The sequence below is a fragment of the Streptomyces purpureus genome, from assembly GCF_014648195.1.
GTDB lineage: Bacteria > Actinomycetota > Actinomycetes > Streptomycetales > Streptomycetaceae > Streptomyces > Streptomyces purpureus.
Window position 1 is genome coordinate 21,277 of record NZ_BMQQ01000034.1, and the last position, 19,609, is coordinate 40,885.

Consider the following 19,609-nt stretch of genomic DNA (forward strand, 5'->3'; position numbering starts at 1 on the left):
GATGTCCCAGATGGACCAGCTGTCAGCCCGGTCGACCTGCCCCAACTGCGCGGAGCCGGTGGAGTCGGGCGACTTGTTCTGCGGCGCGTGCGGCTGCGACCTGTCGGCCGTGGCCCCGGCGGCGCCGGACCGCCCGACACTGGCCATCGGTACGCCGGTGCCGCCCCCCGCGATGCCGGGGTGGCCGGCGGCGGAGGAGCGCGCGAGCGGGGAGCCGTCGGCCCAGTCGGCGGGTGATCTGCCCGGTACGGACTCCGGCGGCCGCGACCTCCAGGCACCCGTCCGCCACGACACCCCGGCCGGGGCGGCGGACGGCGACTATCCGCTCGCCGCGCCGGACCCCCGGACCGCCGAGCACTCCCCCGCCGTGCCGCCCGGCGCGAAGCTCTGTGTCGCCTGCCGGGCCGGCCGGGTCGACGGGGACGGCTACTGCGAGAACTGCGGCCACGCCCAGCCGCGCGAGCGCGACCACATCGAGGAGGAGCTCGGCCAGGTCGCCGCCGTCAGCGACCGGGGGCTGCGCCACCACCGCAACGAGGACGCGTTCGCGGTCTCCTCCACCGCGCTGCCCGACGGCTCGCCCGCGGTCGTGGCGGTGGTCTGCGACGGGGTGTCCTCGGCGACCCGCCCCGACGAGGCGTCGGCGGCCGCCGCGAGCGCCGCCAACGAGTCCCTGCTCGCCGCGCTGCCCCTGGGCACCCACCCCCAGCAGGCGATGCACGACGCGATCCTGGCCGCGGGCGAGGCGGTCAACGCGCTCGCCGAGGAGTCCGGGGCCAGGGAGCACGATCCGCACCAGAACTCCCCCGCGTGCACGATCGTCGCGTCGGTCGTGGCGGGCGGGCTCCTGATCGTCGGCTGGATCGGCGACAGCCGTGCCTACTGGGTGCCCGACGACCGGTCCGCCCCGCCCGCCCGGCTCACCGAGGACGACTCCTGGGCCGCGCAGATGGTCGCGACGGGCCTGATGAGCGAGGCGGAGGCGTACGCGGACGAGCGGGCGCACGCCATCACCGGCTGGCTGGGGGCCGACGCGTACGAACTCGACCCGCACACGGCGGCGTTCAAGCCGGACCGGCCCGGTGTGGTCGTGGTCTGCACGGACGGGCTGTGGAACTACGCCGAGGCCCCGGAGGAGATGGCCCGGGTGCTGGCCCCGGACGCGGCTGTCCGGCCGCTGGGCGCCGCCCAGGTGCTGGTTGGCCACGCCCTGGACGGCGGCGGCCACGACAACGTAACGGTGGCGCTGCTGCCGTTCGCCGTGCCGCCGCAAGGGGCAGGATCGCCGTACCGCACGTCCTGAGCCCGAGTCACGCCCCTGAGTCCCGCTTCGTCCCTTTGCCACTGTCTGTTGTGTGAAGCACCGAGGAGCCGATCAGATGGCGAACTTCTCCAAGTCGAACGTGCCGCAGTTCTCCGTCGACGTGTACCAGAACGCCTATCTGCCCGAGGGCGGGCGTGAGGTGAACGCCATCGTCACGGTCACCTCGACCGGCGGCGGCACGAGCGGCGGAGTGTCGGCGCCGGGCGCCGCCGCAGTGGTGATCATGGTCGACTGCTCGGGCTCGATGGACTATCCGCCGACGAAGATGCGCAACGCGCGCGACGCCACGGCCGCCGCCGTGGACACCCTGCGCGACGGGGTCGCCTTCGCCGTGGTCGCCGGGACGCATGTGGCCAAGGAGATCTATCCGGGCGACGGCTCGCTCGCCGTCGCCGACGCCCGTACGCGCGCGGAGGCCAAGGAGGCGCTGCGCCGGCTGAGCGCGGGCGGCGGTACGGCGATCGGCACCTGGCTGCGGCTCGCCGACCGGCTGCTCGCCTCGGCGGACGTCGCCATCCGGCACGGCATCCTGCTCACCGACGGCCGCAACGAACACGAGTCACCGCAGGACCTGCGGGCCGCGCTGGACGCCTGTGCCGGACGGTTCACCTGTGACGCGCGGGGTGTGGGGACGGACTGGGAGGTCAAGGAGGTCACCGGTATCGCCTCGGCGCTGCTCGGCACGGCCGACATCGTCGCCGACCCGGCCGGTCTCGCCGCGGACTTCACGCGGATGATGGAGGACGCGATGGGCAAGGAGGTCGCGGACGTGGCCCTTCGCCTGTGGACACCGCTGGGCGCGGAGATCGCGTTCGTGAAGCAGGTGGCGCCGACGGTCGAGGAGCTGACCGGGCGGCGTACGGAGGCGGGGCCGCGGGCGGGCGACTATCCGACCGGTTCCTGGGGGGACGAGTCCCGCGACTACCACCTCTGCGTCCGGGTCCCGCAGGCCGCCGTGGGCCAGGAGATGCTGGCGGCCCGGGTGTCCCTGGTCCGTCCGGACCCCTCGGGCGGGGCCCCGCAGGCACTGTCCCAGGGGCTCGTACGGGCCGTGTGGACCGACGACATGGCCGCGTCGACCTCGATCAATCCGCAGGTCGCGCACTACACGGGCCAGGCCGAACTGGCACAGGTCATCCAACAGGGGCTGGATGCGCGCAAGTCGGGCGATTTCGATGACGCCACGGCGAAACTGGGGCGGGCGGTGCAGCTCGCGGCGGCTTCGGGGAACGAAGACACTGCGAAACTGCTTTCGAAGGTGGTGGACGTCGTGGACGCGGCGACCGGTACTGTGCGGCTGAAGGCGAAAGTCGCGGAAGCGGACGAGATGACTCTCGAGACGCGCTCCACCAAGACGGTTCGCGTCAAGAAGCAGTAGCAAGCTCCAAGCAGTAGCTGTGACGGTCCGGCCGCGACGGCCGGACACCGAGAGGGGGATGCACCGACATGCCGACCTGCCCGAACGGACACCAGTCGGTTTCCGACGACTGGTGCGAGGTCTGCGGCCACCGTATGGCCGGGGCGGGCGGCCCTGCGGGTGCCGTGCCGCCGCCTCCCCCTCCGCCGCCCGGCTACGGCTACCCCGGTCCGGGCAGCGGCTACCCGGGCCCCGGGGACCCGGACGCCACCGCCCAGGCGGAGCTCTGCCCTCAGTGCCGCACCCCGCGCGAGGCCATGGCGCCGTTCTGCGAGGAGTGCCGCTGGAACTTCCTCACCAACACGGCCACGTCGTACGCGCCGACGCCTCCCCAGCACCCGGGTCCGGGCGGCCCCGGCGGTCCGGGGGGTCCGCCGCCGGGGCTGAACCTGCCGCCGGGCTTCCAGGCGCAGCAGCCGCCGCGTCCGCCGGACTCGTTCGAGTACCAGAGCTCGCGGCCCTCGCAGATGAACCGCCCGGCCGAGCCGCTGTCCGGCCCTTCGGGCCGCCAGGGCCCCCCGCCGGGCATGGGCCAGGGCGGTCCCGGCATGGGCCCCGGCGGTCCCGGCCAGGGTCAGGGTCCCGGTGGTCCGGGGCGGCCCGGTTCTCAGGCGTCGCACATGCCTCCGCCGCCGCAGGCATTCCAGCGCGGTGGGCCGCCCCCGGCGCCGTTCCTCCAGCAACCGGGTCCGTCCGCGCCGCCGCAGCACCACCAGCAGCAGCCCCCGCAGCAGGGTGGCGGTGACGACGACTGGATGCTGCCGCCGCCGTCGCACGCCCAGGCCCCGCAGGGGCAGGGGCACGCCCCGCAGCCGCCGCAGTACCAGTCCCCCGTGGGCTGGACGGCGGTGGTCGCGCCGGACCGTGACTACTTCATGGCGATGATGCAGCGCAGCGGCCCCGAGGCCGCGGGCCTGAACCTGCCCGCGTACTCCCCGGAGCAGCAGGTGCCGCTCACCGGCGAGCAGATCACCATCGGCCGCCGCCGGCACTCCACCGGCGAGTCGCCCGACATCGATCTGTCGGTGCCCCCGGAGGACCCGGGCGTCTCGCACCAGCACGCGATGCTGGTGCAGTCGCCGGACGGTTCCTGGGCGGTGGTGGACCAGAACTCCACCAACGGCACCACGATCAACGGCGGTGAGGACCCGATCCAGCCCTTCGTCCCCCACCCGCTCCACGAGGGCGACCGGGTGCACGTGGGCGCCTGGACGACGATCACCATCCGGCGCGGCTAGGCCGTGTTTTAACTCGGGCTCCGGTTCACGCCTCCATACCGCGATGATCATGTTGTGGGGCGTGGGGATCTTTCTGATGAGCAGTGGTCGGTGTTGGAGTCGTTGCTGCCTGCGGCGGGTGTGAGTCGTAGGCAGCCGAGTCGGCGGCGGTTGATCGACGGAGTGCGCTGGCGGGTTCGAACCGGGGTGCCGTGGCGGGATCTTCCCGATGAGTACGGCCCCTGGCAGACCGTCTACGGGCTGTTCCGCCGCTGGCAGCGCGGGGGTGTCTGGGCCCGGCTGTTGACGCTGTTGCAGGCGCGGGCTGACGCGGCCGGGCTGATCACGTGGGAGGTGAACGTCGACTCCACCGTCTGCCGGGCCCATCAGCATGCCGCCGGTGCCCGCCGGGACGGGGCGGGGCAGAAGGAACCACCCGGCGGACTCGGCGTCGAGCCGGACGATCACGGGCTCGGCCGGTCCAGGGGCGGATTCACCACGAAGATCCATCTGGCCTGCGAGCAGGGCCAGAAACCGCTGTCTCTGCTGGTCACGGCAGGGCAGCGGGGCGACAGCCCCCAGTTCGAGCCGGTCCATGAAGCCATCAAGGTGCCCAGGCCCGGCAGCGGTCGGCCCAGGCGCAGACCGCTGCGGGTGCGGGGTGACAAGGCGTACTCGTCCCGCGCGAACCGGGCCTACCTGCGCAGGCGCGGGATCCGGTGCACCATCCCGGAACCGGCCGACCAGATCCGCAACCGCAAGCGCCGCGGGCGGTCCGGTGGCCGTCCGCCGGCCTTCGACCGGGAGGACTACAAGTCCCGCCACGCTGTTGAGTGCGGGATCAGCAGGCTCAAGCAGCATCGCGCGGTGGCCACCCGCTATGACAAGCTCGCCGTCCGGTTCGAGGCCACCGTCCAGATCGCGGCGATCCACCAGTGGCTGTGAACCACCGGCCCGACGGGGCGTTCGTGCCATCCTGGCCGTCAGCTCGATCAGCACACGCATAAGGGGAGGGCCCGTGGCCGCCGAGTACTACTGCGCCGACAGCGAGAACGGCGACCACATCGACGACCCCTCCGAGGACGCCTTGTTCATGCTGATCGGCGACCTGGACGGGACGGGCAACACCTTCGTCGTCATCCAGCCCGACGAAGACGACCCTGCCTGGTTCGCCTCCGTCGCAGTCCTGGACGAGGGCGGATACGAAGTCGTCCGCCGCGACACCACCCGCCGCGAACACGACGTCATCGTCGAGACCGACCGCGACCGCATCGCGGGCGACCTCACCAAATGGCTAGCCGCCCGCGCTTCCTAAAACACGGCCTAGTGCTCTGACCACATTGGTTCGCCGGGTTGGTGGTCGGGGCGGTTGGATGTTGCGTGACGTCCGATCCGAGTGCTGGGGGTGCGGTGGCTGAGCCTGTCCGCGTGCGCAGGTTGACCGACCAGGAGGGGCAGAAGCTGCAGCAGATCGTGCGTCGGGGCAGCACCAGTTCGGTCCGCTTCCGACGCGCGATGATGCTGCTGGCGTCGGCCGGCGGGAACCGGGTCCCGGTGATCGCCCAGCTGGTGCAGGCCGACGAGGACACCGTCCGGGATGTGATCCACCGGTTCAACGAGATCGGCCTGGCCTGTCTGGACCCTCGGTGGGCGGGAGGCCGTCCCCGCCTGCTCAGTCCTGACGACGAGGACTTCGTTGTCCAGACGGCCACCACCCGCCCGACCAAGCTCGGCCAGCCCTTCACTCGCTGTTCCATCCGCAAACTGCTGGCCCACCTGCGGAAAGTCCATGGGCGGGTCATCCGCATCGGCCGCGAGGCGTTACGCCGTCTGCTCGCCCGCCGCGGCATCACCTTCCAGCGCACCAAGACGTGGAAGGAGTCCCCGGACCCCGACCGCGAAGCAAAGCTGGACCGGATCGAGGAGGTCCTGGACCGCTTCCCGGACCGGGTCTTCGCGTTCGACGAGTTCGGCCCGCTCGGCATCCGCCCCACCGGCGGTGCGGGCTGGGCCCCGGCCAGTCACCCCGAGCGGCACCCGGCGACCAACCACCGCACGCATGGCGTCAGGTACTTCCACGGCTGCTATTCGGTCGGTGACGACACGCTCTGGGGCGTCAACCGTCGGAAGAAGGGCGCCGCGAACACGCTGGCCGCGCTCAGATCGGTCCGCGCCGCCCGACCGGACGGCGCCCCCATCTACGTCATCCTGGACAACCTGTCCGCCCACAAGGGCGAGACGATCCGCCGCTGGGCGAAGAAGAACCGCGTCGAGCTGTGCTTCACGCCGACATACGCGTCCTGGGCCAACCCAATCGAAGCGCACTTCGGGCCGCTGCGGCAGTTCACCATCGCCAACTCCAACCACCGCAACCACACCGTGCAGACCCGGGCCCTGCACGCCTATCTGCGCTGGCGCAACGCGAATGCCCGTCATCCCGACGTGCTGGCAGCCCAGCGCCGCGAGCGCGCTCGTATCCGCAGCGAGAAGGGCATCCGTTGGGGCGGACGTCCCCTCGCCGATGCCGCTTGACCAGCCCGGCGACCTTGCCCGGCCGGGTCCTAGCAGTAGCCGTCCACCCTGGTGCCGGCTGGAGCGAGGTTGGGCCAGGGCTGTCCTGCTCTGTCGGAGGCAGCGGACCGTAGGAGGTCAAGAATCGTGCACCCCGGGTAGCCCCGAAAACTCGCGTAGGTGCCCCGGTAGTAGCAGCTCCAGTAGCTCACGACCCGCCGTTGAGTGCGCGCGAAGAAAGCAGGGTTGTCCACGAGGAACTGCCCGTAAGCGAGGTGGCCGCAGGTGCCGGGCGTGGCGAGATCACGGAGCTCATCACAGATGACGACCAGGATCTCCAAGACGTACTCGCCAACCAGCTGCACGACGAAGGGGACGACCCATGGGTCCGTGGAACCAACGATCTTCTCCAGGTGGCGCTGCCTGACCATGCCGTCGCAGTGCCTTGAGTACAGGCAGTGCAGAAGCTGTTGCTGGCGCGACGAAAGCGACGCCACCCTGTCAGCTGGCGGCTCGTCGTTGTAGAGACGCCCTGGGATCAAAACCCGCTGGCCCTCGACAGCGACCGAGAACGAGGCATGCGGCTGGAGCCGAGAATCAGGCATCACCGCCAGGACTGCCTCGGCAGCGCTTGCAAGCTCGGCTGGGAACGCCGTGATCAATGGATTGCTGCGGTCGGAAAGCGGCTGCACGAGCCGAGCATAGGCGGATGCCTCGGCCAGGTAGCTGGCATTAATGGCCCCACACCCGCCCAACCCGGCGAAGGTATGCGGTCAGAGCACTAGCGCCAGTCCGGCTGGAGCGTCCCGAGGGGCCAGACGTAGGGCCCTTCGGGATCGTCCAGCCATGCCCACTGGCGGCCGCCGCTGACGGTCACCCCGTACCGCTCGCGCCGTGGCCGCCGCTCGCGCTGCCAGAGCGAGAGCGCCTCGTGCGGATCGAGGCTGCCGGCGGTCAGTTCGAGCAGGAAGGCGAAGAGGTCGTTCTGCGCGGCCCGCCGGGGCAGCCCGCTCGGCCGGCGGCGCGGGGCCGGCGGGGTCGCCCCGCGCAGCGCCACGAAGTACGCCGGGCCGGGCAGGAAGCGTCCCTCGGCGTGGTCGGCGTCCCGGACCCGCAGCAGGATCAGCCCGGTGGACAGCGGAGCGAGGATCAGGGCGCCCCGGGAGCACTGTCGCAGCCAGGCGGGCGGTACGGACGGCAGCGTGCAGGTCGCGATGATCCGGTCGAAGGGGGCGCGCTCGGGGCAGCCGCGCGCCCCGTCGCCGGTGTGGACGGCGGGGCGGTAGCCGGCCGCCGCGCAGTGGGCGCGCGCCGACTCGGTGATCTCCGGGTCCAGGTCGACGGTGGTCACCCGCTCCTCGCCGAGCCGGTGGCACAGGAGCGCGGCGTTGTAGCCGGTACCGGCGCCGATCTCCAGGACGCGCTGCCCGTCCCGTACGTCGAGCGCGTCCAGCATCTCCGCCATCAGCGAGGGCTGGCTGCTGGAGGAGATCAGCTGGCCGTCGCGGACGCGGGTGGCCAGCGGGATGTCGCGGTAGGCGCCGCGCAGCCACCGCTCGCGCCGCGCGGGGTCGGGGTCCTCCCGCCAGAGCCGTTCGTAGCCGCCGGTCCCGGCGACGAAGTAGTACGGCACGAAGAGATGGCGTGGCACGTCCTCGAAGGCGGCCCGCCAGGCCGGGTCGGAGAGCACCCCGGTCCTGGCGATCTCGGTCACCAGTGCCTGCCGCGCCCGCGCGCCGTCCTCGGCGAATACGTCCTGCTGTGGCCCCATGCCTCCACTCTCCTGCGCGGGGCGGGGCCTGGCGAGCATGGCGCGCACCTGACAGGGTCGTTCCGGCCGGAGTCCTGGTCCGCCGGTCCTAGGCCGGCCCGTCTGAGACGATGTAACCGTGAACAAGATTCCGCGCGGCACGCTTCAGGAGCAGACCTTCTACGAGCAGGTCGGTGGCGAGGAGACCTTCCGGCGTCTCGTCCGCCGCTTCTACCAGGGTGTGGCGGAGGACCCGCTGCTGCGGCCGATGTATCCGGAGGAGGACCTCGGTCCGGCCGAGGAGCGGCTGGTGCTGTTCCTGATGCAGTACTGGGGCGGGCCCCGCACCTACAGCGACCACCGGGGCCATCCCCGGCTGCGGATGCGCCACGCGCCGTTCACGGTGGACCGGGCGGCGCACGACGCGTGGCTGAGGCACATGCGGGCGGCGGTGGACGAGCTGGGCCTGGCTCCGGAGCACGAGGAACAGCTCTGGAACTACCTGACGTACGCGGCCGCGTCGATGGTCAACACCGAAGGCTGACACGGCGCGCTGAGACAGCGCGCTGAGACAGCGCCCGGAATGCGGCCCTCCGATTCCGGATGACGGTCACGATCGAGTCAAGGTCCCCGGGCAAGCGGTTTCCAGGGGCATGTGCCCTCTGAAACCATCCCAGGGCGCCCACTGCGTGTGTGGTACTCGGGGCGGTTTCGGGGGGACGGGTGACGGGGTTCGTACTGCTGCGGGTCAGGGCGCACAGCTGGCGCGGCTGCGCACGATGGGGCTGACAACACGGCAGGGACGGCAGTTGCTGGCGCTTGAGGCCCTGCCGCAGGCGCTGCTCGCGGCGGTCGGCGGGACGCTGGTGGGCTGGGCGACGATCACGCTGCTCCCCCGGTGTGGACCTGGCCCGCCTGGCCCTGGCGGCCGCGCCGGGCCTCGCGCCGCTCGACGGGGCGCCGCTGCGGGCGGACCCGTGGTCGCTGGTGATCCCGGCGGCCGGCGTGGTGGCTCTGTCAGGGGTGGCTGCCGTGGCCCAGGCGTGGTGGGCGGCACGGCGCGGATCGACGAAGGAACTCAGGGCGGCAGAGACGCGATGAGCGGTACGGCGAGCGATGCGGCGACCGGAACGGGCACGACGCTGGCGGAGCTGGAGCGACGGGCGGCGGCCCACCGCGACCGGCCGTCGTACGGACACGACGCGCTGATCGCCTGCGACCGGCTGGTGCGCATCTTCTCCACGGACGGGGTGGAGGTGCAGGCCCTGCAAGGGCTGGATCTGCTGGTGCGGGAGGGCGAGTTGATGGCGCTGGTCGGCGCGTCCGGCAGCGGCAAGTCGACGCTGATGAACATCCTGGCCGGTCTTGACGTGCCGACGGCGGGCGCGGCGAAGGTCGCCGGGTGCAACCTGCTGGCGATGGACGCGAAGGCGCGGCTGCGGTACCGGCGGGAGGCCGTCGGCTTTGTCTGGCAGCAGACCGCGCGCAATCTGCTGCCGTACCTGACGGCCGCGCAGAACGTCGCACTGCCGATGCAGCTGCGCGGCCGCCGGGCAGGCACGCGGGGCCGGAAGGCCGAGCGGGTGGGGGCCCTCCTGGAGATGCTGGGCGTCGCGGGGTGCCACGACCGCCGCCCGCACCAGATGTCCGGCGGCCAGCAGCAGCGGGTGGCCATCGCGGTCGCCCTGGCCAACTCCCCCTCGGTGCTGCTGGCCGACGAACCCACCGGCGAGCTCGACTCGGCCACCGGCGAACAGGTCTTCGCGGCGTTCCGCCGCGCCAACGAGGAACTGGGCACCACAATCGTGATCGTCACCCACGACCAGGCGGTTGCCTCCGAGGTCCGCCGCACGGTGGCCATCCGCGACGGCCGCACCTCCTCGGAGGTCCTGCGCCGCACGGAGGTCGACGCGACGGGCCGGGAGTCCCTGGCGACCCGCGAATACGCAACCCTCGACCGCGCGGGCCGCCTCCAGCTCCCGGCCGAGTACACCCGCGCGCTCGCCATGGAACACCGCGTGATGCTGAAACTGGAACAGGACCACATCGGCGTGTGGCCCGACGACAAGGAGGGGTAGGGACCGCGGGCCCTTGCGGGCACGGCCCGGGCGCCGGCATCGGCGTGGCCGGAGCCCGCCGGCTCTGCCGGACCACGGCCATGGAGGGGCAGAGACTCGCCGCCGGCGCTGCGGCACGAGGGACTGCTCGCCACCCCGCGGCGGGGCCCTCGTCGCGAGCGTCGCAGACGACGAGGCGGGATCCCTGTCCGCCGAGAACCAGGCCCGCCACGCCCCGGGCCGAGCGGCCCTGGCCCGGGCGTCGGGCGCGGCATGGGGAAGCAGGTCCCGGCCGTGCCCGTCCCGCCGTCAGGCGAGCGGGCGGACGCTCAAGGTCAGGCCCGAGCCCGGGGTGCGCAGGGCGATCGAGCCGTACGGGGTGCGCAGGCGGAGCCATGTGCCGGCGGTCAGGAGCGCCACCGGGACCTCCTGCGGCGGCAGGAAGCCGAGGGAGTGGGCCGCGTGGACCGCGCGCAGCGGCAGGGGGGTCTCCGCCAGCGTGCGGGACCAGATCTCGCGGCCGAGGCGGTCGCGCTCGGCGCGCGTGCGGCGCTCCGGCGGGAGTTCCTCGTCCCGGGCGCGGAACTCGGCGACCGCCGCGGCGACCGCGCCCCGCATCCCGGTGACGTCCGGCAGGCCCGGCAGTTCACGCCAGCCGCCGCGCGGCGGCAGGACGCCGGCCCACGGCGGGCCGGTGACCATGTCCGGGACGACCGCCTTGCCCGCCGTCTCCTCGATGCCTTCGAGGAGCTCCCCGGCCGAGACCGTACGGTCGAAGACGGCCGGGTCGGCGAGGCGGGCCGTACGGATCGCCAGGACCTCGAACGACGGCGGCCGGCCGAACACGGCGAGGGCCCCGCCCCCCGCCTGGAGGCGGACGGCGGCGGCCCGGTCGTAGTGGATCAGCCGGGCCAGGAAGGCGGCGAGGTCCGCCGCCTCCCTGGCGTCGGCGAAGTGGAGCGGCGCGGTCATGCCGCGGCGGCCTCCTTGGTCACCCGCACGGCGCCACCGGCCGCGGCGGGCCGGGCGGGCTCGTCGAGGTACTCCTGGAGGAACGACTTCTCCTCGGCGGTGATCCGCCGCGGGCGCTGCGCCTCCAGGTCGAACGGCACGACGACCGTCGAGGCCCGGACGTACACCGTCTCCGGGTCCTTGATCTCGTACGCGATCGTCAGCGACGCCGCGCCGATCTTCGTGACCCACGACTCGACGGTGACCGGCTCGTGCCGGTGCACCAGCGGCCGTACGTAGTCGATCTCGTGCCGGGCCACCACGGACCCGCCGGAGAACGACGGCGAGCCGTCCCCCGGCGCCAGGCGGAACATGAAGTCGATCCGCGCCTCCTCCAGATAGCGGAGGAAGACGACGTTGTTGACGTGCCCGAAGGCGTCCATGTCCGACCAGCGCAGGGGGCAGCTGTAGAAGTGCCGGGCCATCCTCAGCCCCGGGTCAGCTTCTTGTACGTGGCGCGGTGCGGACGGGCCGCGTCCGGGCCGAGGCGCTCGATCTTGTTCTTCTCGTACGACTCGAAGTTACCCTCGAACCAGAACCACTTGGAGTCGCCCTCGTACGCCAGGATGTGCGTGGCGACCCGGTCCAGGAACCAGCGGTCGTGGGAGACGACCACCGCCGCGCCCGGGAAGTCGAGCAGCGCGTTCTCCAGCGAGGACAGGGTCTCGACGTCGAGGTCGTTGGTCGGCTCGTCGAGGAGCAGCAGGTTGCCGCCCTGCTTGAGGGTGAGCGCCAGGTTGAGGCGGTTGCGCTCACCACCGGAGAGGACACCGGCCGGCTTCTGCTGGTCCGGACCCTTGAAGCCGAACGCCGAGACGTAGGCGCGGGACGGCATCTCGACCTGGCCGACGTTGATGTAGTCCAGCTCGTCGGAGACGACGGCCCACAGCGTCTTCTTGGGGTCGATGTTGGCGCGGCTCTGGTCGACGTAGGAGATCTTGACGGTCTCGCCGACCTTGATCTCGCCGGAGTCCGGCTGCTCAAGGCCCTGGATCATCTTGAAGAGCGTGGTCTTGCCGGCGCCGTTCGGGCCGATGACACCGACGATGCCGTTACGCGGGAGCGTGAAGGACAGGTCGTCGATGAGGACCTTCTCGCCGAAGGCCTTGGAGAGGTTGTTGACCTCGACCACGATCGAGCCCAGACGCGGGCCCGGCGGGATCTGGATCTCCTCGAAGTCCAGCTTCCGCATCTTGTCGGCCTCGGCGGCCATCTCCTCGTACCGCGCGAGACGGGCCTTGGACTTGGCCTGGCGTCCCTTGGCGTTGGAGCGGACCCACTCGAGCTCTTCCTTGAGCCGCTTCTGGCGCTTGGCGTCCTTCTGGCCCTCGACCTTCAGACGGGCGGCCTTGTTCTCCAGGTAGGTGGAGTAGTTGCCCTCGTAGGGGTGGGCGCGGCCGCGGTCCAGCTCGAGGATCCACTCGGCGACGTTGTCGAGGAAGTACCGGTCGTGGGTGATCGCGACGACGGTGCCGGGGTACTTGGCGAGGTGCTGCTCCAGCCACTGCACGGACTCGGCGTCCAGGTGGTTGGTGGGCTCGTCGAGGAGCAGCAGGTCGGGGGCCTCGATGAGGAGCTTGCAGAGCGCGACGCGGCGCTTCTCGCCACCGGAGAGGTTGGTGACCTGCCAGTCGCCGGGCGGGCAGCCCAGGGCGTCCATGGCCTGCTCCAGCTGGGCGTCGAGGTCCCAGGCGTTGGCGTGGTCCAGGTCCTCCTGGAGCTTGCCCATCTCCTCCATCAGCGCGTCGGAGTAGTCGGTCGCCATGAGCTCGGCGACCTCGTTGAAGCGCTTCAGCTTGCCCATGATCTCGGCGGCGCCGTCCTGGACGTTCTCCAGGACCGTCTTGGACTCGTCCAGCGGCGGCTCCTGCAGGAGGATGCCGACGGTGTAGCCGGGCGACAGGAAGGCGTCGCCGTTGGAGGGCTGCTCAAGGCCCGCCATGATCTTGAGGACGGTGGACTTACCGGCGCCGTTCGGGCCGACCACACCGATCTTCGCGCCGGGCAGGAAGCTCAGCGTCACGTCATCGAGGATGACCTTGTCGCCGTGCGCCTTGCGCGTCTTGCGCATCGTGTAGATGTACTCAGCCAAGAGAAACCGTCCGGCAATCCGTAGGAGTCGACATACGCTCCGCCGCCGCGGCGATCGGGACCGGTGGCCGTCGACCGGATGGTCGTGGACCGGGTGGTCGCTGATCGGCGCCAGGGCAGATACACCCCATCTTGCCGTACGTCGATCCTTCGACGGAAACCAGTACTCCGGCCAGGGGCGGCGTGTGGGGAGGAACAGGGGCTTCAACGACAGGGGCCCCTCCGGTTATTCCCGGCGGGGCCCCGACGCCCGTACGGTCACCCGAGGGTCACCGTACGCCTACTCTGCGCGCTGGTCCGCGCTGCTTGCGAGTGCTTACGACTGCTTGCGAGTCCTTACGAACCGATGCTCTTGCGCTGGCGGAGCATGAACACCGCGCCGCCGCCGACCACCACGAGGACCACGGCCACGCCCGCGATCAGCGGGGTGGCGCTGGAGCCGCCGGTCTCGGCGAGGTCCCCGCCGCCGGTGGTGCCGGTGGTGGAGCCGCCGGTGGTGGTGCCGCCGGCCGAGGCCGGGCTGGGCTGCGGGGCCGGGGGCTCGGACGGGGCCGGGGAGGCCGTCTTGCAGTCCAGGACGCCCTTGAAGGTCTTCCTGAAGCCGTTGGGGCCGGTGATCGTGAAGTCGTACGCCTGGTCCTCGGCGACCGGGATCGTGACGGACTTCGAGGCGCCCGCCGGGATCGTGTACTTCAGGCCCTTGAGCTCGAAGGTGAAGTCCTCGTCGCCCTTGTTGGCGGCGGTGATGTCGAGGCCGCCCTTGGCGCAGTTCTTCTCGACGGACAGCGCCGGGATCGGGCCCTTCTTCGCCCAGGCGGCGCCGGTCTGCGCGGAGACCGTGGAGGTGCTCGTGCCGGCCAGGATCAGGGTCTGGCTCTTGGTCTCGCTGACGAAGGCGCGGCCGATCGGTACGGTCGTGTCGGCCTGGACCGTCAGCGAGGTGGTGCCGTCGGCGGTACCGGCGGGCACGTCGAAGAAGATCTGGGCGCCGTTGGTGACGTCCGTGACGGGCTTGCCGGCCTTGTCGACCACCTTCACGCCGGCGGGGGCGCCCGCGGCGAGGGTGACGGAGGCCTTGGCGGCGTTGGTGGTGACGGTGACCGGGCCGAGGCGGCCGCCGGGGGCGCCGGCCACGGACGGCGGGTCGAGCTTCAGCGAGGCGCCGGGCTCCTTGAGGTTCTTCGCCTCCTTCTCCAGGTACGTGGCGAGCTTGCGGGCGTTGCCGTCCGTCGGCACCGCCTTGACCTTGTCGGAGAAGTGCCAGATCGCGGCCTGGGTGCCGGCGGCGGCCGTGCCCTCGGTGAGCTTGTCGGCGCCGACCTTCCTGGCCAGCGCGGCGAGGTCGTTCACCTGCGGGAAGGAGTTCTGCAGGATCCAGCGGATCTTGCCGGCGTCGGCGTTGTTGTGCAGGGAGGACTGGTCCCAGCCGACCTCCTTGTACTCCGTGCCCTGGCGGGCGGGGGTACGCAGGTCGATGCAGTAGGTCTGGATGGCACCCCCCGGCTGGACGGCCATCTCGAAGAGGCCGGCCTGTGCCTGCCACTGCCGGCCGCCGGTCTCCTGGATGGTGACGGTGTCATGGATGGCGAGCCTGCCTAGTGTGGCGCTCGCGCCACCGGAGTTCTGGGTGATCTCCTCGGCCGCCGCCGGGCCCGCGAGCGCTATGGCAGCCGCAGCGACAAGGCCGGTGGCCAGGGTCGCGGCGGCAAGGCGGGCGATGCCCGGCCTCCGTACAGAAAACATGGAATTCCCCTCTGGGCGAGGCGATCCAACGTATGAGACGCGTGAGGGGAGCGCTTCGCCGGCAGACTCAAGTGCCGCATGAGTACGCGGGAATCCTAGGGATGCGGAAGAGCCCAGTCCCCACGCATGTCATCCGACAACCATTCCGACTCAGAATCGTTATGCGCGACCGCGGTTGGGACGTGAAGGAATGGTTAACGCGGTCTCACGCGATCTCCCCAACTCGCCAACTACCAGCCACAACCAGCGAGTTTGCCGCAACGCTCCGTGTCAGTCGCCCAACGGGCCGCCCAACGGACCGCCCGCCGAAACGCCCACCGGCCCGATCGCCGGATCGCCCACGGGATCGCCCATCGGATCGCCCACCGGTCCGTCCGCCGGTTTCGGCGTCGCCGCCCGCGGGGCACGCCGGAACGCGGAGGTACCGCGGGTCAGATCGTGCCCCACCGCCAGGGCGTCGATGTCGACGGAGGTTCTGCGCTGCCCCTCCCGCTCCTCCTCACGCACCTTCAACCGGCCGTGCACCACAAGCGGTTCACCCACCGCCACCGACGCCGCCAGATTCGCCCCCAGCTGCCGCCAGGCCCACACCGTGTAGAAGCTCGTGTGCCCGTCGGCCCACAGGCCCCGCTCCCGGTCCCAGCGGCGCGCGGTCACCGCGAACCGGAACCGCGCCACCCCGCCCGTCCCGGTTTCCCGGTAGTCCACCCCGGTCGCGACATTGCCCACCAGCGTCACCGTCGTGTCGTTCATTCCCCCGCCTTTCCCCCGTGCTTTCCGATGCCCGCCTTCCGGCAAGCCCGCCTTCCAGAGGCTCGCCTTTCAGAAGCTCGCCTTGCCATCGTGGACCGCTCGGCGGAATCTCGCCGAAGCCTGTGGACAGCCGAGCGGTTGGGGAAAACTTCGCCACCCTTTCGGGCGATGGATGTTTCGGCCGATGGACGTTGACCGGTTCGTGGGCACGGAACGCGGGTCGCGGGTGCGGGGCGGGGGGATGCGGGGCGCGCTCAGCGGGTGGCGGAGACCGTCACGTACTGCTCACGCACCTCCCGGTAGCGCATCAACTCGCCCGCGATCGGGTCGAGGACCCTCGCCCGCCCGCAGGCCGCGGCGGCGTCCCGCAGGCGCCGCTCGGCCTCCTGGCCGTAGCGGCGGGCGGGCCCGCCGGCCGCCGCCGCGCACGCCCACTCGACGAGCGGACCCCCGACGATCCCGGAGGCCATCACCAGGACGGGCGGCAGCATCGCCGGGTCGAGGACGCCGATGATCTGACCCACCAGCCAGAGCGCGCCGAAGATCTGAAGGAGCGTCATGGCCGCCTGGGCGAGGACGGCGGCCGGCCACCAGGCGGGCCGCGGGGGTCTGCCGGCCGGTTCGGTGGCCGTCGCGGCGAGCTCGTCGAGCGCCTCCGGCAGCCCCTGCGCCCCCCGGACCGCCGCCTCGCGCACGGCCTGCGCCCAGGGTGCGGGAAGGCCGAGGGACGCCTCGTCGGCGACGACCCGGACGGCCTGCTCCACGCGCTGCCGGGCGGTCAGCTCCTCCTCCGCGGGCTCCTGGGGGCGCTCCGCGCCGCCGGGGGTGCGGGTGCGCTCGTACCAGCGCCACAGCCGCAGCCAGGGCGTCCCGCAGGCGCGGTTGGCGTTGCGCCGCCAGGCGCGTTCGGCGGCCTCTCCGGCGGCCGCCGCGCCGACGGCGACCGCGAGCCGGGTCGCGAAGTCGTCGCGGGAGCGCTCGTCGAGCCCGGGGCGTCCTTCGGCGACGTACACCGGCCGCAGCCGGGTGGCGGCCGCGTCGACGTCGGCGCTCAGGCGCCGGGCGGGGGCGCCGCGGCTCTGGACGAACGCGCCGAGGAGTTCGCGCAGTTCGCCGACGCCTTCGCCGGTCAGGGCGGACAGGGCGAGGACGGTGGCACCGGGCTCGCCGTGTTCGCCCAGGGCCATGCCGTCCTCGTCGAGGAGGCGGCGCAGGTCGTCCAGGACCTGGTCGGCGGCCTCGCCGGGCAGCCGGTCGATCTGGTTGAGGACGACGAAGGTGACCTCGGCGTGCCCGGCGAGCGGTCGCAGGTAGCGCTCGTGCAGGGCGGCGTCGGCGTACTTCTCGGGGTCGACGACCCAGATCACCGCGTCGACCAGGGCGAGGATCCGGTCGACCTGGTCGCGGTGGTGGGTGACGGCGGAGTCGTGGTCGGGCAGGTCGACGAGGACGAGGCCCTGGAGGGCCTCGTCACCGGCGCCGCCGGCCAGCGGCCTGCGGCGCAGCCGCCCGGGGATGGCGAGCCGGTCGAGCAGCCCGGCGGCGCCCTCGGACCAGCTCAGGGCGATGGGGGCGGAGGTGGTGGGGCGGCGCAGTCCGGTCTCGGCGATGGGGACGCCGGCGAGGGCGTTGAAGAGGGTGGACTTGCCGCTGCCGGTCGCTCCGGCGATGGCGACGACGGTGTGCCGGGCGGAGAGCCGCTGCCGTGCGGCGGCCTCGTCGAGGACGCGTCCGGCCTCGGCGAGGGTGGTGTCGTCGAGGCGGGTGCGGGAGAGGCCGACGAGTTCCTGGAGGGCGTCGAGGCGGATGCGCAGCGGTCCGCCGTAGGACCCGCCGATGGGCAGCGGGTCGAGCTCCTCGGCGGCCGGAGGTTCGGGGTCGGGCTGTGGGGCGGGCTTGTCGTTCACCCTGCGGGCGATGAGCCCGTCGTCCCAGCGGTCGCTCCAGCGCTCGCTGACCGTACTCTCCACGGTCACCTCTCCTTCTGCAGTACGGACAACGCGGCGATCAGCTCGGCCTGCGGCTCGGGGGTCACATCGAGGGCGCGGAGCGGGGCGAGCCGCCGGTCGCGTTCGGTGTGCAGGACGCGGTCGAGGTACGAGGTCAGCAGGGCGCCGCCCTGGTCGCGCAGGCGCAGTGCGCCGTGGGCCCCGAGGAGTTCGGCGAGCCGGTCGCCGGCGCCGCGGGCCCGGCGGCCGCCGAGGAGGGCGGTGGCGAGCAGGGCGGCGACGGTGTCGGGTTCGGGGGCGGGGGTGTCGAGGGCCCGTACGGCCTCCTCGGCCAGTTCTTCCAGCTCGCGCCGCCAGCGCCGGACGTCCATGCCGATCCGCTCGGTGGCCTCCCGGTCGGCGGCGGCGCCGTCCGTACGCAGGGCTCCGGCGGCGGGTTCGCGGCGCCAGGATTCCCGTACGGTCTCGTCGGCGGCGGCCACGGCGCACTGAAGGAGGGCGATCAGGGACTCGGCGAGAGCGTCGAGGAGTTCGTCGGCGGTGCTGTCGCGGGGGTAGGTGCGCCAGCGGGTGCGGGCGTCGCCGGCGAGGACGGCGCCGCCCTTGACGCGGGCGCGGACGCGTTCGGCCTCCTGCTCGTAGGCGGTTTCGACGGCGCCGCTGAGCCGTACGGCGGCGGCGTACTGGGCGGCGACGGCGCCGGCGAGCTCGGGCATCCGGGCATTGAGGGAGTCGATGACGCCGACGGCGGTGCGGACGACGGCCTGCTGCCGGGCGGCGGGGTCGGTGGCGCGATGGACGAGCCAGCCGCGCAGGGGCGCGACGGCGGTGTCGGGCAGCAGGCCGCTGCCGCCGCCGGTGGACTCGGGCAGCTCGGGGATGGTGAACCGGGGCACCTCACCGAGCCCGGCCTTGATCAGCAGGGCTTCGTACTGGCGGGAGACCTCCCCGATGACCTGGTGGGGGACGCGGTCGAGGACCGTGACGAGGGTGGCGTCGTACTCCTTGGCGGTACGCAGGAGATGCCAGGGCACGGCGTCGGCGTACCGGGAGGCGGTGGTGACCATGACCCAGACGTCGGCGGCGCAGATCAACTCGGCGGCCAGGAGACGGTTCTCGACGACGAGGGAGTCGATGTCGGGGGCGTCGAGCAGGGCGAGGCCGCGGGGCAGGGAGGTGGCGGTCTCGATCCGCAGGGTGCCTGCGGGGGGCGGCTCGGGGTCCCCGGCTGGATCGGTCTCGTCCTGCTGGGGCAGCCATACGCGGGTGAGCTGGGGCAGGACCCGCATCCCGGCGAACCAGTGGTGGTCGTCGGGGTGGCAGACGAGGACGGGCGTGCGGGTGGTGGGCCGCAGCACGCCGGCCTCACTGACGCGTCGCCCCACCAGGGAGTTGACGAGCGTCGACTTCCCGGTCCCCGTGGAGCCGCCGACGACGGCGAGCAGCGGCGCTTCGGGGTCTTTGAGCCGGGGCACCAGATAGTCGTCGAGCTGCGCGAGCAGTTCGGCGCGGGTCTGCCGGGCGCGTGGCACTCCGGGAAGGGGAAGGGGGAGACGCACGGCGGCGACACGGTCGCGCAGGGCGGAGAGTGCGTCGAGAAGCTGAGGCCGTACGTCCATGGTCACCACATGCGAAGAATGCCCAATTTTGGCGCCTTTTTGAAGCGTATAGCCTTCCCTGCGCGCCGATCGGACACTTGGGATATCAGGGACGAGTGGGCCTCAGGCATAACGAGTACACAACACCCGAGCCGTGAGGCGTGAAAAACACTGCGGGAATCGCACCT

At 72.2% G+C, this 19,609-nt stretch carries 17 protein-coding genes and 1 pseudogene; 9 read left to right on the forward strand and 9 right to left on the reverse strand.

Features of this window, described 5'->3' with window-relative positions:
• The first annotated feature begins 1 nt into the window (after position 1).
• The 6 genes from IEZ01_RS30060 to IEZ01_RS30085 all read left to right on the forward strand — a co-directional run bounded on the left by IEZ01_RS30060 (position 2) and on the right by IEZ01_RS30085 (position 6,490).
• Positions 2–1,303, forward strand: a complete 1,302-nt coding sequence (locus IEZ01_RS30060; RefSeq protein WP_189204872.1) for a PP2C family protein-serine/threonine phosphatase — start codon at positions 2–4, stop codon at positions 1,301–1,303.
• 76 nt (positions 1,304–1,379) lie between these two features.
• The gene (locus IEZ01_RS30065) at positions 1,380–2,702 is read left to right on the forward strand and encodes a vWA domain-containing protein (protein WP_189204873.1); all 1,323 of its coding nucleotides are present in this window, start codon (positions 1,380–1,382) and stop codon (positions 2,700–2,702) included.
• 68 nt (positions 2,703–2,770) lie between these two features.
• Complete coding sequence (locus IEZ01_RS30070) at positions 2,771–3,979, forward strand: FHA domain-containing protein (protein WP_189204875.1); 1,209 nt, start codon at positions 2,771–2,773, stop codon at positions 3,977–3,979.
• A 54-nt stretch (positions 3,980–4,033) separates the two neighbouring features.
• Positions 4,034–4,903, forward strand: a complete 870-nt coding sequence (locus tag IEZ01_RS30075; RefSeq protein WP_189204877.1) for an IS5 family transposase — start codon at positions 4,034–4,036, stop codon at positions 4,901–4,903.
• A gap of 73 nt (positions 4,904–4,976) precedes the next feature.
• Positions 4,977–5,273 carry a hypothetical protein gene (locus IEZ01_RS30080; RefSeq protein ID WP_189204879.1) on the forward strand — a complete coding sequence of 99 codons (297 nt, stop codon included), beginning with the start codon at positions 4,977–4,979 and terminating at the stop codon, positions 5,271–5,273.
• A 95-nt stretch (positions 5,274–5,368) separates the two neighbouring features.
• Positions 5,369–6,490 carry an IS630 family transposase gene (locus tag IEZ01_RS30085; protein ID WP_308427256.1) on the forward strand — a complete coding sequence of 374 codons (1,122 nt, stop codon included), beginning with the start codon at positions 5,369–5,371 and terminating at the stop codon, positions 6,488–6,490.
• 29 nt (positions 6,491–6,519) lie between these two features.
• Here the strand turns inward: IEZ01_RS30085 and IEZ01_RS30090 are convergent, their stop codons facing one another.
• Entirely contained in the window at positions 6,520–7,161 is a 642-nt protein-coding gene (locus IEZ01_RS30090) for a hypothetical protein (RefSeq protein WP_189204883.1), read from the reverse strand.
• An 89-nt stretch (positions 7,162–7,250) separates the two neighbouring features.
• Complete coding sequence (locus tag IEZ01_RS30095; protein ID WP_189204885.1) at positions 7,251–8,240, reverse strand: methyltransferase domain-containing protein; 990 nt, start codon at positions 8,238–8,240, stop codon at positions 7,251–7,253.
• A gap of 118 nt (positions 8,241–8,358) precedes the next feature.
• Between IEZ01_RS30095 and IEZ01_RS30100 the strand changes: the two genes are divergently transcribed.
• From IEZ01_RS30100 to IEZ01_RS30105, 3 genes and pseudogenes are all read left to right on the forward strand, one after another.
• The gene (locus IEZ01_RS30100; RefSeq protein ID WP_019886379.1) at positions 8,359–8,763 is read left to right on the forward strand and encodes a globin; all 405 of its coding nucleotides are present in this window, start codon (positions 8,359–8,361) and stop codon (positions 8,761–8,763) included.
• Between the two features lie 214 nt (positions 8,764–8,977).
• Positions 8,978–9,320: pseudogene (locus IEZ01_RS35335) on the forward strand (FtsX-like permease family protein); the annotation flags it as partial.
• Positions 9,317–10,297 carry an ABC transporter ATP-binding protein gene (locus IEZ01_RS30105; protein ID WP_189204888.1) on the forward strand — a complete coding sequence of 327 codons (981 nt, stop codon included), beginning with the start codon at positions 9,317–9,319 and terminating at the stop codon, positions 10,295–10,297. The pseudogene IEZ01_RS35335 and the gene IEZ01_RS30105, both read left to right, overlap by 4 nt.
• Positions 10,298–10,585: 288 nt before the next feature.
• Here the strand turns inward: IEZ01_RS30105 and IEZ01_RS30110 are convergent, their stop codons facing one another.
• The 7 genes from IEZ01_RS30110 to IEZ01_RS30140 all read right to left on the reverse strand — a co-directional run bounded on the left by IEZ01_RS30110 (position 10,586) and on the right by IEZ01_RS30140 (position 19,442).
• The gene (locus IEZ01_RS30110; RefSeq protein ID WP_019886385.1) at positions 10,586–11,248 is read right to left on the reverse strand and encodes a DUF8010 domain-containing protein; all 663 of its coding nucleotides are present in this window, start codon (positions 11,246–11,248) and stop codon (positions 10,586–10,588) included.
• Positions 11,245–11,712 (reverse strand): acyl-CoA thioesterase, encoded by a 468-nt coding sequence (locus IEZ01_RS30115; RefSeq protein ID WP_019886387.1) that lies wholly within the window; start codon positions 11,710–11,712, stop codon positions 11,245–11,247. The genes IEZ01_RS30110 and IEZ01_RS30115 overlap by 4 nt, the downstream gene beginning before the upstream one ends.
• 2 nt (positions 11,713–11,714) lie before the next feature.
• Positions 11,715–13,379, reverse strand: a complete 1,665-nt coding sequence (gene ettA, locus IEZ01_RS30120) for an energy-dependent translational throttle protein EttA (protein ID WP_019886389.1) — start codon at positions 13,377–13,379, stop codon at positions 11,715–11,717.
• Positions 13,380–13,714: 335 nt separating this feature from the next.
• Entirely contained in the window at positions 13,715–15,121 is a 1,407-nt protein-coding gene (locus IEZ01_RS30125) for an LAETG motif-containing sortase-dependent surface protein (protein ID WP_189204890.1), read from the reverse strand.
• 270 nt (positions 15,122–15,391) lie between these two features.
• The gene (locus IEZ01_RS30130) at positions 15,392–15,874 is read right to left on the reverse strand and encodes a single-stranded DNA-binding protein (protein ID WP_019886393.1); all 483 of its coding nucleotides are present in this window, start codon (positions 15,872–15,874) and stop codon (positions 15,392–15,394) included.
• A gap of 254 nt (positions 15,875–16,128) precedes the next feature.
• Entirely contained in the window at positions 16,129–17,850 is a 1,722-nt protein-coding gene (locus IEZ01_RS30135; protein ID WP_019886395.1) for a GTPase, read from the reverse strand.
• Positions 17,847–19,442: a dynamin family protein gene (locus IEZ01_RS30140; protein WP_019886402.1), complete on the reverse strand. Its 1,596-nt coding sequence runs from the start codon at positions 19,440–19,442 to the stop codon at positions 17,847–17,849. Before IEZ01_RS30140 ends, IEZ01_RS30135 begins: the two co-directional genes overlap by 4 nt.
• Positions 19,443–19,609: the final 167 nt, after the last annotated feature.

What these genes read in the sequence shown, in the direction of transcription:
- IEZ01_RS30105 (WP_189204888.1), top strand. Translation starts at nt 9,317, where the DNA reads ATGAGCGGTACGGCGAGCGATGCGGCGACCGGAACGGGCACGACGCTG.
- IEZ01_RS30070 (WP_189204875.1), top strand. Translation starts at nt 2,771, where the DNA reads ATGCCGACCTGCCCGAACGGACACCAGTCGGTTTCCGACGACTGGTGC.
- IEZ01_RS30065 (WP_189204873.1), top strand. Translation starts at nt 1,380, where the DNA reads ATGGCGAACTTCTCCAAGTCGAACGTGCCGCAGTTCTCCGTCGACGTG.
- IEZ01_RS30125 (WP_189204890.1), bottom strand. Translation starts at nt 15,121, where the DNA reads ATGTTTTCTGTACGGAGGCCGGGCATCGCCCGCCTTGCCGCCGCGACC.
- IEZ01_RS30110 (WP_019886385.1), bottom strand. Translation starts at nt 11,248, where the DNA reads ATGACCGCGCCGCTCCACTTCGCCGACGCCAGGGAGGCGGCGGACCTC.
- IEZ01_RS30060 (WP_189204872.1), top strand. Translation starts at nt 2, where the DNA reads ATGTCCCAGATGGACCAGCTGTCAGCCCGGTCGACCTGCCCCAACTGC.
- IEZ01_RS30095 (WP_189204885.1), bottom strand. Translation starts at nt 8,240, where the DNA reads ATGGGGCCACAGCAGGACGTATTCGCCGAGGACGGCGCGCGGGCGCGG.
- IEZ01_RS30115 (WP_019886387.1), bottom strand. Translation starts at nt 11,712, where the DNA reads ATGGCCCGGCACTTCTACAGCTGCCCCCTGCGCTGGTCGGACATGGAC.
- IEZ01_RS30130 (WP_019886393.1), bottom strand. Translation starts at nt 15,874, where the DNA reads ATGAACGACACGACGGTGACGCTGGTGGGCAATGTCGCGACCGGGGTG.
- IEZ01_RS30140 (WP_019886402.1), bottom strand. Translation starts at nt 19,442, where the DNA reads ATGGACGTACGGCCTCAGCTTCTCGACGCACTCTCCGCCCTGCGCGAC.